The sequence below is a fragment of the Oscillatoria sp. FACHB-1406 genome (assembly GCF_014698145.1).
In the GTDB taxonomy this organism is placed as follows: domain Bacteria; phylum Cyanobacteriota; class Cyanobacteriia; order Cyanobacteriales; family Spirulinaceae; genus FACHB-1406.
Map to the genome: position 1 here is coordinate 23,591 of NZ_JACJSM010000010.1, position 14,571 is coordinate 38,161.

Genomic DNA, 14,571 nt, shown 5'->3' on the forward strand with positions numbered 1-14,571 from the left:
TGAATAGTGAATAGAGAATAGGGAATAATGAATAGAGAATAGTAGTGGGTAGCGCTTTATTTGATGATTATGTTAATGCCACTGTTAATTCTCAATTCTCGGCTATCAATTCCTAATAATTTCCCCGTCTTAGCTCAAGTTCGGACAATGCCTCAAACCCTGTCCCCTCAAGCTGCGATCGCACGATTGTTTACCAGTCCTCAAATTCAGAGTGAATGGTTTGCACCCTCATTTTTATCCGTTGCACCTCTTACACAAATTGAGGAAATTGTCAAGCAAATTAACGGAAGTTTGGGGAAATATCGAGAAGTCCAACAAGAAGGCGATCGCTACCTAATAATATTCGATCGCGGCAGCGTCCCCGCTAGCATACACCTCGACGAGCAGGGGCGCTTTGTCGGACTCTTTTTCGGGCCGCCGCGCCTCAATGCCATCAGGCTAGAAGATGCGATTTCGCAACTGAAAACGCTACCGGGCGATGTTAGCCTGTTCGTCTCCAAAAACGGCACAGAACAAGCCAGTTTAAACCCAGAACGCCCCTTAGCCGTCGGTTCTGCCTTCAAACTCGCCATCCTCAACGCCCTCACCCGCCAAATCGCCGCCGGTCAACATCAATGGTCGGAGGTCGTCGCCTTAAAATCAAACTGGAAAAGTTTGCCCACCGGAATCCTCCAAGATTGGCCCGAAGGTTCGCCCCTAACGCTTTCAACCCTCGCCTCCCTAATGATTTCCATCAGCGACAACACCGCTACCGATGCGCTACTCGAAGTCGTGGGGCGCGATGCTGTCGAAGCATTTTCGCCGCACAACCGCCCCTTTTTAAGCACCCGCGCCGCCTTTATTCTCAAAAATCCCGAAAACGCCGCCCTACTGCAACGCTACCGCCAAGGCGACGAAACCACGCGCCGTCAAATCCTATTGGAACTGCAAAGCTTACCGCTACCGGGAGTTGAGATGTTTGCAGCCGGAAAACCCCTGGCGTTAGATGTGGAATGGTTTTTTTCAACGCGGGAGTTGTGCCAGTTAATGGAGAACGTTGCACCCTTACCGTTAATGCAAATCAATCCCGGCATTGCTAGTCCTGCCGATTGGAAGAGTGTCGCTTATAAAGGCGGTTCGGAACCCGGTGTCCTCAACTTTACCGCTCGCGTTGAAGATGAAGCCGGTCAAAGCTACTGTATCAGTGCGACTTGGAATAATAAAGACGCGATCGACCAAACGCGCTTCCAAGGGATTTATAATGGCATCCTTTTGGGTTTGAAAGTGAAATAACTTAACTGTCCCAGCGCTAATTTCGCCCGAGCGATCGGCAACAGTTGCATATATTCTACTCAATTGTTATTTCTGAGTCGGTCTGTAAGATAATCGCTATACCAGAAATTCCCCACAAACAATAGTGTAACTTTAATAAGCTTTGTCAATTTTTTTTACGGGATTGGCGCTCTGGAGAGCCGCTCATCCAAAATCCAGATTGTCGAGCTTGAAAAAATCTGTTGTGCTTTTACCGAGCAGATCTTTTCTGGCTAAATTTACTCCCTAAGCAGTAAAAAGTCGGAAGTTCGTGAAGTCGGAAAAGTCGGAAGTTCGTGAAGTCGGAAAAGTCGGAAAAGTCGGAAAAGTCGGATCGACCGTATAAACTATTACTACTTTTTTAACTTTTAGTAAAAAAAATCCACCTTTTTCAAAAAACTTCCGCAAAATTCTTGACGTTTATTATTTTGATGGCATACTAAAAATTGAGCATACCCCAAACGCTAGCTTTAAGGCTCTCTGCCGTGGCTGATGAGATAGACAACGATCGCATACCCAAACATCCAAGCCTGCTTTAGAAGGAAGGGTCAAAGTCTGCTTTGTCCTTGCCATTTCCCTTAGTTTTACGATTCAGAAAAGGCACTGTTGTCTATAAATTGTTAAGAACACTTATCGATGAAGACTCAAATTTTTCTTGTGGGTGTATTCTAGGGCGAAATAAAAATGACGCTAAAACCATACTGTGCATACTCAAGACTGTCGCAAGCCAAAAGAAATAACAATTGTATGCCAAATCCCGTTTCCTTTAAACGTGAAAGCCTTTTAAGTCGGGGAACTGGGTGAAGACAAGCTCTCGTTAAGGGATGAGAGCAATAACTCAATAGAGTTTATTAATTCAGTCAATCATTAAGGTTTCAAAGAGCGAGTTTCTTCTAGCAAGAGAGCGGATTAGCTCGGCCATTTTTACGAAGAAGCCGCTTGAGTTCTCAGCTTTAAAGACTCGACAATCGCCTTTTTGTTCCCATGTTAATTTAGTACGCTCGCACATTTGGAGCGTTGCTATAACTTGTCATGCTGGCAAACTATCAGCAGCTTAAATATAACCCTGAAATCGGAAACCTAAATCAAGAGCGACGAACATGACACAAGACCAAAAATCCCAGGTTGCAATTCAAGCCACAGCCGAAGGAAAACGGTTAGCTGAAGATCGCGAGAAAAAGCAAAGCTGGAAACGTTGGGGACCCTATTTAAGCGATCGCCAATGGGGAACAGTACGAGAAGATTACAGCGATAATGGAACCGCTTGGGAATATTTTTCCCACGACCAAGCACGTTCTCGCGCCTATCGTTGGGGCGAAGACGGGATTGCAGGCATCTCCGACGATACCCAAAATATTTGCTTCGCGATCGCGCTTTGGAACGAAAAAGATGCCATCCTCAAAGAACGACTCTTCGGCTTAACCGGGAACGAAGGCAATCACGGCGAAGACGTTAAAGAATACTACTTCTATACAGACAGTACGCCCACGCATTCTTACATGAAATGTCTGTATAAGTACCCGCAAAAAGCCTTCCCCTACGAAGATTTGCTCGAAGAAAATCGGAAGCGAAAAAGCAATACAGCGGCTTTTGAATACGAATTGCTCGATACAGGAGTCTTTAAAGAAAATCGCTACTTTGATGTTGCGATCGAATACGCGAAAAACGATCCCGAAGACATTCTCATCCAAATCTCAGCCAGCAATCGAGGGCCGGAAGCCGCCAAACTTCACCTACTCCCTACCCTTTGGTTTAAAAACACCTGGGCTTTAGGATATCCCAATCATAAAAGAGAGGAACGATCCTTAAAAACCCTTCAATCGTCTCCGGACTTAAGCGTTGTCGAAGTGTTATGTCCAGAAAAAGAATTAAAACTCGCACCTCGCCGACTGTATTGCGAAGCTCCCCAAGAACTTCTCTACACCGAAAATGAAACAAATTTAGAAAGATTTGGCTGGGGGAAAAATACCTCTTATGTCAAAGATGGGATTAACGATTACATCGTCTCTCGCGGCGAGAAAAAAACCGTCAATCCTGAAGGAACTGGCACCAAAGTTTCAGCCCATTACGACCTCACCATTCCGGCAGGAGAAACCGTAACAATTCGACTGCGTTTAAGCACGAGCGAATTAAGTTCTCCCTTCGCAGAATTTAATAACATCGTCCAGCAGCGGCGGCAAGAAATGGACGAATTTTACGACGCAGTTTGTCCGCACAACCTTTCCGATGATATGCGCTCCGTCCAGCGCCAAGCCTTTGCTGGGATGCTGTGGAGCAAGCAATTTTATCACTACGTCGTCTACGATTGGCTCAGTGGCGATCCCCGTCCCCCGAAACCGCCTCAAGTTCGCAAACAAGGCAGAAACCACGAGTGGAACCACTTATTTTGCGAAGATATTATTTCCATGCCCGATAAATGGGAATATCCGTGGTTTGCAGCTTGGGATTTAGCCTTTCATACGATCCCATTTGCCCTCATCGATCCCGACTTTGCCAAGAAACAACTTTATCTCTTCACGCGAGAATGGTATTTGCATCCTAACGGTCAAATGGCCGCTTATGAGTGGAACTTTGGCGATGTTAATCCTCCCGTTCACGCTTGGGCGGCATGGCGCGTTTACAAAATTGAGAAAAAAATGTACGGTCGTGCCGATACAAATTTCCTCGAAGAAGTATTCCAGAAGCTTTCGCTCTACTTTACTTGGTGGGTAAATCGCAAAGATGCAAACGGGAAGAACATTTTCCAGGGTGGATTTCTGGGGCTGGATAATATTGGCGCGATCGACCGGAGTAATATTAATACTCCCGGCGTGAGTATCGAGCAATCCGACGGAACGAGTTGGATGGCAATGTTCTGTCTCAACATGATGAAAATTGCCACAGAACTTGCAAAACGGGATAAAGATTTGACGCAAGTGTATCAACAACTGCGTCAAAAATACGAGCAAGTTGTTTTAGAGCAGAAAGATGAAGAACTGATCGAAACTTATCAAACCTTGATGAGAATTTCGGGCAAGTCTAACTATGAAGATATGGCCTCAAAATTCTTTCAGCACTTCCTCTTGATTGCCGATGCCATGAATAAAATTGGCGGCGAAGACCAGGTTGATATCTGGGACGAGGATGATAATTTCTACTACGATATTCTGAATGCTCCTGAAGGTCGAGTGTCGGATGGAGTCAATACGGGAGGCGCGCTCTCGATGAAAGTGCGATCGATGGTGGGGTTAATTCCTCTGTTTGCTGTCGAAACTATCGACCCAACAGTCGTGAATGACTATTTATCCTCGGACTTTAAAGAGCGAATGATGTGGTTTGTTAACAATCGTCCCCAACTGACGAAACATAACAACATCGAACTTGTCACTACAAAAGGAAAAGGATTGTATCTTTCACTCGTGAATAAAGAGCGACTTAAATATATTTTACAGCGAATGCTAGATCGGAATGAATTCTTGAGCGATTATGGGATTCGAGCGCTGTCTAAATACCACGAAGAGCATCCTTATACCTTATGGGTTGATGGCAATAAAAATGAGGTCAAATATGCCCCGGGTGAATCCATAACTACCATGTTTGGCGGTAATTCCAACTGGCGCGGACCAATTTGGATGCCCGTGAACTTCTTAATTATCGAATCGCTTCAGAAGTTTTATTACTACTGGGGAGACGAGATTAAAGTTAACTGTCCCAATGAAAAAGGCGAAATGCAAGAGATGAACCTCTGGGAAGTCTCGATGGAATTGTCGCGTCGGGTTATCAATATCTTTCTCAAACAAAATCGTCCCAACCCCTTTAATTCCGATCTGAAAGATTGGCGACCCGTTTATGGGGGAACGGCAGAATTTCAAAGCGATCCTCACTGGCGCGACTTGATTCTCTTCTATGAATATTTTCACGGAGATAACGGCGCTGGAGTCGGTGCAAGCCATCAAACCGGCTGGACGGGAGTTGTAGCGAAACTAATCCAACAATACGGACAATATACCCTCTCTAAACAAGCGCCAGAGCGTTAGTCCGTTCGAGATTTAGCGATCGCGCCCTCCCAAATTTGAAGCAAAAATACCCTTTCAAGGAGTCATCCATGAGTGAACCTCAACCCTCGATTACCAATGTCAAACCCGAAACCGTCGCGGAAACGGTTTACGATGCCGTCATTGTCGGTTCTGGCATTGCCGGAGCGATTGTTGCCAAAGAATTAAGCCAACAAGGCAAAAGAGTTTTAATTCTTGAAGCCGGACAAAACAAAGACTTAACCCTCGCCGGTTTTCAAAGCTATGTCGATACCTTCTACGGAGCGACAGAGAAAAACGCCAACGCCCCCTATCCCGAAAACCCCAATGCCCTCAGTCCCACCGACGACGATATCTACTTCGTAGAAAAAGGCCCGATGCGGCTGAGCGGTTCCTATACTCGCGTTCCGGGCGGCACGACCATGCACTGGGAAGGCAAAACCATCCGAATGTTACCGGATGATTTTAAAATCAAAACGCTATACGGACAAGGACTAGATTGGCCGATTTCCTACGAAGATTTAATGCCCTACTACCGTAAAGCCGAGCAGGAAATCGGCGTATCCGGGGATGTTGAAGAACAGAAACAACTGGGCGCTAAATTTGAAGAAGGCTACGTTTTCCCAATGGAAAAACTTCCCCCCTCTTACTTAGACCAAAAAGTAATTGAAAAAGTGGGAGGCACAAAAGTCGAACTGCACGGCGAAACAATCCCGTTAAACTTCAGCACCTTTCCCCAAGGTCGCAACGGCGTACCCAATCCAAAATACGATCGCGGCAACCTCTTCACCCCCGATGGCGTAGCCGCTACCGATCCCGTTCAGTACGGCGAACGCTGCCAAGGAAACGCCAACTGCGTGCCGATTTGTCCGGTACAAGCTAAATACGACGCGCGCCGAACCTTAATTAAAGCCTTCAGAACCGAGCGAGTTCACTTCCTCGCCCAAGCGGTTGCCTCTGCCATCAAATTCGACCCCCAAACCGGTCACATCACTGAAATTCACTACAAGCATTACGACGAACCCCATTCCTCAAAATATACCTGGGGAGTTGCTAAAGGAACCTTATTCGTCCTTGCGGCGAACGCCGTTGAAAACGCTCGGTTGTTGCTCTCCTCCGACCTGCCCAACACCAGCCGACTCATCGGGCGGCATCTCATGGATCATCCCTTCACCCTAGCATGGGCATTGATGCCGGAAGTCACCGGAACCATGCGCGGTCCGCTGGTGACATCAGGTATCGGAAGCTTTCGCAACGGGACTTTCCGTGAAAAACAATCAGCCTTCGCCGTAGATATCCACAACGATGGTTGGGGCTGGGCAACCGGCTCGCCGAAGTCAGAAGTCATCGATGCAATAGACGGCAAAAATAAATACGGCAAAGAACTGCGCCAAACCTTAATCAGTCGGATTTCGCGACAACTCCTGCTGGCGTTTATGTGCGAACTTCCCCCCGATCCCAACAACCGAGTCACTATCGACCCGAATTACAAAGATAAGCTCGGAAATTACCGACCGGTTATTAACTTCAACCTGCCCGATTATAGCCTTCGTACCCTCGCTTATACCCGCAAACTTTCTCGGATTATCTTTCAGCGTTTAGGTGCTGAAGATTATACCCATTACGACGCTTCAGACCCGGCCTATTTTGAATTTGAAGGGGAAGGTTACTTCTATCGCGGCGGAAACCACTTTTCTGGAACCCATATTATGGGAACGGCTAAAGATAACTCTGTCGTCGATCGCAACCTGCGCTGTTGGGATCACCATAACCTTTTCCTCCTCGGTTCGGGGAGTATGCCGACAATCGGTAGCTCGAACACAAGCTTGACCATTGCTGCCCTGAGCTTCATTGCTGCCAAGCAAATGCTCGAAGAATTAAAAGGTTAAACTTGCCCGCCTATACTGCACGGACGTTGCTTGAAGCATCCTTACTCATAACTAAAACGCCCGCAAATACACGATTGAGAGCAGACACTAACAATGACCGAAACCAAAAGTTTAACACCCATTAAAACCATTGACGATTTGCGTTATTACCTAACGCAAGCGATGGCATTAGAACACGCAACAATCCCCCCTTATATCACCGCCCTTTACTCTCTTAAACCCGGCACGAACTTAGAAGCATTTCATATCATCCGGGCCGTCGCCGTCGAAGAAATGCTCCACCTTACCCTCGTGGCAAATATTTTCAATGCTGTAGGGGGGAATATTAAAGGGGTTCTCACGGCAAAGGATTTTATTCCCGTCTATCCAACTTATTTGCCGACAGGAGAAACGGACTTTCAAGTCGGATTAAATAAATTTTCGCCTGAGACCATTAAAACCTTTATCAACATCGAACGAACGGAAGAAGAAGTTGATGAAAGTAAGCCTTTAATTGTCTCCGAACCTGGAAAAAGTAAAGTCGTAAAAATACAAGGGGACGAATCTAAGAGTTTTTATAGCATCGGCTTGTTCTATGCGGAAATTATTCGGGCGCTTTACCAACTCCATAAAGAGATGGGCAGCGCACTATTTTGTGGCGATCCGGCGCGCCAAATTACGCCCGCTTATTACTACAACGGCGGCGGCGATATCATTCCCGTGACCGATCTGCGATCGGCCATTCGCGCCTTAAAAGTGATTCAAGAGCAAGGCGAAGGCGCGCGACTGGGAACAATTTACGATGCCGAACGCGAACTCGGTCATTACTACCGTTTCCAACAACTGGAACTCGGACAATATTACGTTGTTGATAAAGACGAACCCGAACAATCTGACGAGCCAGGTTCCCCATCGGGAGCCTCATTTACCGTCGCTTGGGATGATGTCTATCCGCTCATCGAAAACGCTAAGTTGAGCGATTACCCGGAAGGCTCAGAAGTCTACAACGCCGCCCGTGAATTTCAGGCGGCTTACAGCCAATTTCTCGCTGATATTGAATTTGCTTTTGACGGAAATCCCGATCGACTCATTCCCGCTGTTGGGGGAATGTTCCGCTTGAAAGAACAAGCTAGCGCTCTGATTCGGAATCCGATTCCGGGTGGCAATGGCCTTCATGCCGCGCCGATTTTCCGATTAGACTAATCGGACAATATTGCTCGCACAATCTGTCACTAGAACGGTTCTGCGCTGAAAAAATCAAAGCAACAGAACCGCTCTATCCAGACTCATTACTTTTCTTTACCCTCTAATTTTTGAGAGATTGATAACGCATGGATATAAACGCTTCCAACTCTATGAAATCTTTTCTGGCTCTATCAGCGCTCCTGACGGGTTTTTCCGAATTTCAACTGCAAGGGACAGGACAAGCCCAGCTTTACTTCGATACTGTTCTGAGCGTTGTTGGCGAAGAGATATTAGCAGAACTCTTTCAAACCTTCGATCGCATTAATACCAACTCGGATGCGTCTAATTTAGAGAGTCAGCTTCGGAGCGAAATTTTGGGTTCTGAGAAACTCGGCGCGATCGCGCGTAATATCATCAAACTTTGGTATGTCTCAACCTGGTATCAACTTCCAGCCGCTTGGCGAGACGAGTTTGGAACCAAAGCCAACGATCGCACCTTTATTCCCAGTCCCGCCGCTTACCCAGAAGGGCTTTTGTGGCCTGCAATTGGGGTGAACCCGCCCGGAGCTAAAGGGTTGGGATATGGGGTTTGGAGCGAACCTCCCACCGTCAGTCTGACGCAGAGTTGAAGCCTCGCTCATTCTCTAGAAATCCTAACTTTCTACCTAACAAATATTGCCAAAGTTTTTGAGTTTTAAGGACAAAAATGAAGCTTAAATCTTGCTTTCATGGACTCGCAACAATCGCCCTCTCAATTTTTCTGAGTTTAACCCTCTTTAATTTGCCGGCTAAGGCCTTTGTTACCCCAGAGTACGAGCAATTACTCTCAACGGGGAGTTGCGTTAGATGCGATTTATCGGGAGCCGATTTGTCGAATAAAAATTTGCACGGCAGCACCCTCGATGGCTCAAATCTCTCCAAAGCCAACCTTTCCCACACCGATCTTTCCGATTCGCTTCTCAATGATACCAAATTCGATGAAGCCGATCTGACAGAAGCGAATCTATCGGGCGCTTTTTTAGAAGCTAGCACTTTAACGGGTGCGAACTTAACAAGTGCGAACTTGTCTAAGTCAGATTTGTATAACGCCTTAATGAGTAAGACGAAGTTAATGAAGGCTAATTTAACCGAAGCCGATCTAACCTCCGTTGTTCTCTCTGATTCAGACTTGTCTGAAGTTTTGGGAACGAATGTCAAGTTTCGAGGTGGAGTTCTTTCTCGCTCCAACTTATCAAATGCTAATTTCTCTCAGAGTTTCTTGAGAAATACAAGATTATCGGGAGCCACTCTTAAAGGCACAAATTTATCGGAAGCCGATCTGTCAAATGCAGTCATGCCAGATGGAACGACATACAACGGCGATGTCTCTCGCTTTGGCGCTGTTCAATAAGGCCGAAATCTTTACCCAATCTAATTCAAGAATTTAGGAATCGCTCGCTCATGTTTATAAATCTAGAACGCCGGATGAAAAAATTAACAATTGTTTGGAGCAAAATAGCGCGTTTGTCCGCGTTATTGGGGATATTTCTCTTCGTTGGTTTAACAGGCTTTGCCCTCCCTGTCAATGCAGCCGCCCGCGCTAACGCTTCGGTAGACTCTTCTGTGTTGGTTTCTTTAGTTCCCTCTGCCTCTAAACCCGCATTAAACCCAACTTTTGACCCCAAAAAAGTTGATTTGGGAATTACGCCAACGGGTTGGAGTAACAGCGACGATCTCAGTATCGATCTCAAACCTCCCATTCCCCGCGAACAAATCCTGAGTGAGATTGCACTGTCGGGTTTCAAAGGGACGCAAATGTCGCCGAAATTTCCTCCTTACCCGAAAGAAAAAGACCTCTTAAAAAGCGAGTTGGAGCTTCGAGGATTAAAAATTTCTGAACCTTGGGTCGGCACCGAGTTTACTCAAGGGAAATCGAAAGAAACCCTCGAAGAATTTGACAAGCAAGTTGCTTTCATGAAGGACATGGGCGGTAACAAAGTTGTTGTCGCTGAGTTAGGAGGAGCCGTTCACCAAACTCCTGTAGACCCGTTAAAAAAACGCCCTGTTTTCACAGACGAGCAATGGGCAGATTTAGCGAAAGGGCTGAATCAATTGGGCGCTAAAGCGAAGGAAAGCGGGATGCAATTGGTTTATCATCCTCACATCGGAACGGGCGTTGAAAACTTCGCAGATATCGATCGCCTGATGGCTTCCACCGATCCCGATACGGTTAAGCTGCTGCTGGATACCGGGCATTTATACTATGCGGGAGTCGATCCCCTCGCCGTCGCCGAAAAATATGCCGATCGCATCGAGCACGTTCACTTAAAAAATATTCGCCAACCCGTCTTAGATGAATCGAGAAAAACGGGTCGCAGCTTCTTAGATTCGATTCGTGCTGGTATTTTTACCGTTCCCGGCGACTCAGCGGGCGCGATCGATTTTAAGCCCATTTTACAAGCACTCGCAAAAGCAAAATATGAAGGCTGGTTGATGGTTGAAGCCGAGCAAGACCCGCACAATACGAATCCCTTAAAAGATGCCCTTGTTGCCCGCAGTTATCTCCGCGAAGTGACCGGACTCTAGCAGACTAATCAATCTTGCTACTTTCTGCCTCATCGCAGAAAAAGCATCTCAAATCGATCGGAGTGCGGGGTGACTTCCTCGTTGAATTTACACCCGCACTACTGAATTGTTTCTCAAGTTTATAGGACTAATGAAATCATGTACCGCGACAAAGAAGAAATTCTAGAGATTTTTGAAGAAATCTATGCCCGCAATGTTCAATCGAAAGATGTTGAGGGCTATGCAAATATGTATGTAGAAGATGCCCTCTGGATGGCACCAGATGCCCGCGATCGCTACGGAATTCCCGACATTATTGAAGGGTTTATTGAGATGATTTCCAGCCAAGATATCCACCCAACTTTTACGGCTAGTGAAATTGAAATAATCGCCTATTTTGGTTATGTTATTGGCACATCTGAAGCCACAATTTATCCGCACAATGGCGGCGAGCCGAAAGTGAAAAAGTTTACTGCGATGTGGCTGATGAAAAAAGAGCAAGATTCCTGGAAAATTGCTCGACAAATGTGGAACGGTACGCCTCTACCAACTCCCTGAGACTGAAAAACAAAAAAAATTATCAAAATGGAAGAACAGATGTTAGGTTGCCCGGAGATTTATATTAGCTTCTTTATGTTTACAACGAATCTGAAACCTCACGACTCCGAGGCCAGAAAAGTTGCAATTCACCACATCAAAGCGCTAAAGAAATTTGGTTACAACGGCTTCGAGTTTCCCATCGCACCGGGAGCGCTTGAAGATGCTCCCCAAGAGATTGAAAATTATGCAAACCTGCGCCGGGAGATGGACGCGGCGGGATTGAACGAGGTTCGAGTTGCAACGAATGTCGGTGCGACTCCACAATTCGATCCGAGTTCTTCTAACCCCGCGCAACAACAAGAGGCTTTAACGTATTTAAAATCGCGGGTTGATATTACGGTAGCCCTCGGGGGGGAAATTTTGATGGGGCCGATTGTCGTGCCTTACGGTGCGTATCCGGTGACGGCTTCCGATTCCGATACACCTTTGTGGTCTGACAAGCTACAAGACGAACTTGCTATTCGCTATGCCAACGCGCAGCCCATCCTCAACGAGTTAGGGGAATATGCAGAACAGAAAAAGGTTAAATTAGCGATCGAACCCATCACTCATTGGGAAACGCCGGGACCGAATACTTTAGCGCAACTCATCGAGTTTTTGAAGGGGGTTCCGAGCAAACAAGTTGGCGTTGTTATCGATACCGCTCATGAAATTCTCGATGGTGCTGGGCCGGAAATTTTTCAACAACAGGTTAACTGGTTAGCGGAAGAGAATCGGCTGCATTACGTGCAAGTTTCGCCACCCGATCGCGGTGCAGTTCATACCAGTTGGATTCCTTGGCAAGCGTTACTTAAACCGATCGTTAAAGTGTACGACGGCCCGATCGCGATCGAGGTGTTCAATGCAATCCCAGAGTTTCAACCCTCTCTACGCCTCACCCGTCGCAAGTTCTGGATTCCCGGAGAAGATGCGGAAAATCAGTACCCCAGTGCCTACGACATCGCGCGAGACGCGATCGCGGTTACTCGCCAAGAATTAAATCGGTTAACTCCTAATCATAAAACAGCTTAGATATGGTAAACCTCAGCAAAAATATAACTAAGATTTCCGAAATTATTACCAGTTTTGACGAATTTGAACACGATACTTTACTGGCAGAAATTCAAGGAAATATCCTAAAATCTCACGGTCGCAACCATTCTGTTTATCTATTCTTAAAATTTTCAGACAAAGAAGCCGCAAAGCGATGGATAGGAAGGTTTGCTCACAAATATGTAACATCCGCCTTAGCTCAAGCCGAACAAGCAAAACAGTACCGTCAAAATCAAGCCGCAGAGGGTCAGATCTTTGCAAATTTCTTTTTAACGCGATCGGGTTATGAATTCTTAGGCTATCAAGGCGAACAAATCCCTCAAGACCAGCCTTTTTTGAACGGGATGAAGCATCCGGAGATTCAAAAAGCCCTCGGCGATGATGTCAATCAATGGGAGCCTAGTTATCAACAGGAAATTCACGCGTTTGTTCTACTCGCTGCCGATAAAATTTTAGGGCCGAGAACTGAAGATGCAAAGCACCTCGAGCGCAAGAACCCCGAACTGCTGCGCAAGCATCCCGTACTCCTGGCGCGAAAAGCCGCAAAACTCGAAAAGGAAATAGCTGGATTCGCCGAAGTCGTTCATAAAGAAATTGGCTACGTGCTAAGAAGTGACAAAACGGGAGAAGAAATCGAACATTTCGGCTTCCGCGATGGGGTAAGTCAACCGCTATTTTTTAAACGAGATATCGATCGCGCTAGAAAGCATAGCGATTTTTCCCAATGGGATCCCCGCGCCCCGCTGAACTTAGTCTTATTCAAAGACCCATTAGGGACAAAAGAAGAAAGTTACGGCAGTTTTTTCGTGTTCCGCAAGCTAGAACAAAACGTTAAAGCCTGGAATGAAGATATTAAACAGTTAGCCGAAAAACTCAAAGGGACGGGCGAACCTAACCCCGAACTTGCTGGTGCTTACACGATGGGGCGTTTCCAAGATGGGACACCAGTAATTGTTTCTGAAAAACCCCTTTACAGCGAGTCTGAAAAAGAAGAAGAAGAGGAAGATAATTTTAATTACTCACAGGATACTGAAGGCTTAAAATGTCCTTTTTTCGCCCACGCTCGCAAGGTTAATCCTCGGGGTGATACGGGTAATTTGGAACGGGAAAAAATGAATCGGATCGTGCGTCGCGGCATTAATTATGGCCCCCTCCCCAGTGAGGAACCCGAAACAGATGCAGGTCTACTTTTCTCTTGCTTTCAAGCCGATCTTTTAACGCAGTTCCATGTCATGCAAGAAAAGTGGGCAAATAACTGCGATTTTTACCGCCAGGGTTGTGGAACTGACCCGGTTGTTGGAGTCGAAAAGAAAGATGAAAACGGTCAATTATGTACTGAGACTTATCAATGGCCGAGCAAGTGGGGGGAACCTGAAAAAACTCAAGTCGATTTTATTCATTGGGTTTTAATGAAGGGTGGGGAATATTTTTTCGCCCCCAGCATGAGTTTCCTCAAATCTCTTGCACCCGCACCCAGCCGCAATATCATCTTTCGTGGGGTTCCCAAACAGGAAATTGAAGCAGCACAAGCCACAATCGCTGAACTTGAAAAGTGTCGGGAGACGAATTGTGGGATTGGACTTTGTGGCGACCCGCTCGAGCCGGATGAATTATTGACTTTCTTCTACCAACGAAATCTTCCTTTTAAGGCTTACCTCATTGAAGGGTTAGTTTTAGGAAGTGCTAGCGCTTACCAGCAAAATATTACGACTCTCGAGCAATATATCGAAGATTTGTGCAATCAAGAAATTGAAGCGAGCGAATATAAAATTGCCGAACTCGAAGAATATAAGGAGTTGTATTGGGCAATTGGTCTGCAAGGAGATACGTTAGAACCGGACGATTTTGTTAACTTTTTTGGCGAGCGAGATCTACCCTTTCAGTTTTTTGTGCGAGGCGAAAATGTTTTGTTGGGCGATGAATCTGCCTACGACCAGAATATCAAAATATTGATTGAATACATTCATTCTCTCGAGCGATCGATTTAATGGCAAAAAATGGAGCGAGCAAGGGTTGTTAAACGCTCCATTCGCATTCAC

10 protein-coding genes are annotated in these 14,571 nt (G+C 46.2%); all 10 read left to right on the top strand.

All coding sequences use genetic code 11. The features are described from left to right. The first annotated feature begins 147 nt into the window (after positions 1 to 147). The 10 genes from H6G50_RS11915 to H6G50_RS11960 all read left to right on the top strand — a co-directional run bounded on the left by H6G50_RS11915 (position 148) and on the right by H6G50_RS11960 (position 14,520). The gene (locus tag H6G50_RS11915) at positions 148 to 1,272 is read left to right on the top strand and encodes a serine hydrolase (protein WP_199302840.1); all 1,125 of its coding nucleotides are present in this window, start codon (positions 148 to 150) and stop codon (positions 1,270 to 1,272) included. Between the two features lie 1,118 nt (positions 1,273 to 2,390). Then, entirely contained in the window at positions 2,391 to 5,306 is a 2,916-nt protein-coding gene (locus H6G50_RS11920; RefSeq protein WP_190716479.1) for a glucosidase, read from the top strand. A gap of 68 nt (positions 5,307 to 5,374) precedes the next feature. Then, entirely contained in the window at positions 5,375 to 7,192 is a 1,818-nt protein-coding gene (locus tag H6G50_RS11925) for a GMC family oxidoreductase (protein ID WP_190716481.1), read from the top strand. 93 nt (positions 7,193 to 7,285) lie between these two features. After that, complete coding sequence (locus H6G50_RS11930) at positions 7,286 to 8,374, top strand: ferritin-like protein (RefSeq protein WP_190716483.1); 1,089 nt, start codon at positions 7,286 to 7,288, stop codon at positions 8,372 to 8,374. 152 nt (positions 8,375 to 8,526) lie between these two features. Beyond that, positions 8,527 to 8,985: a hypothetical protein gene (locus H6G50_RS11935; protein WP_242032801.1), complete on the top strand. Its 459-nt coding sequence runs from the start codon at positions 8,527 to 8,529 to the stop codon at positions 8,983 to 8,985. Between the two features lie 77 nt (positions 8,986 to 9,062). Next, positions 9,063 to 9,746 carry a pentapeptide repeat-containing protein gene (locus H6G50_RS11940; RefSeq protein WP_190716487.1) on the top strand — a complete coding sequence of 228 codons (684 nt, stop codon included), beginning with the start codon at positions 9,063 to 9,065 and terminating at the stop codon, positions 9,744 to 9,746. A 74-nt stretch (positions 9,747 to 9,820) separates the two neighbouring features. Continuing rightward, complete coding sequence (gene iolE, locus H6G50_RS11945) at positions 9,821 to 10,921, top strand: myo-inosose-2 dehydratase (RefSeq protein WP_190716488.1); 1,101 nt, start codon at positions 9,821 to 9,823, stop codon at positions 10,919 to 10,921. A gap of 138 nt (positions 10,922 to 11,059) precedes the next feature. Beyond that, on the top strand, positions 11,060 to 11,458 hold the full coding sequence (locus H6G50_RS11950) for a DUF4440 domain-containing protein (protein ID WP_190716490.1): 399 nt from the start codon (positions 11,060 to 11,062) through the stop codon (positions 11,456 to 11,458). Positions 11,459 to 11,533: 75 nt separating this feature from the next. Continuing rightward, positions 11,534 to 12,511: a sugar phosphate isomerase/epimerase family protein gene (locus H6G50_RS11955; protein WP_190716492.1), complete on the top strand. Its 978-nt coding sequence runs from the start codon at positions 11,534 to 11,536 to the stop codon at positions 12,509 to 12,511. Positions 12,512 to 12,513: 2 nt separating this feature from the next. After that, positions 12,514 to 14,520: a Dyp-type peroxidase domain-containing protein gene (locus tag H6G50_RS11960; RefSeq protein WP_199302844.1), complete on the top strand. Its 2,007-nt coding sequence runs from the start codon at positions 12,514 to 12,516 to the stop codon at positions 14,518 to 14,520. The last annotated feature ends 51 nt before the right edge of the window (positions 14,521 to 14,571 follow it).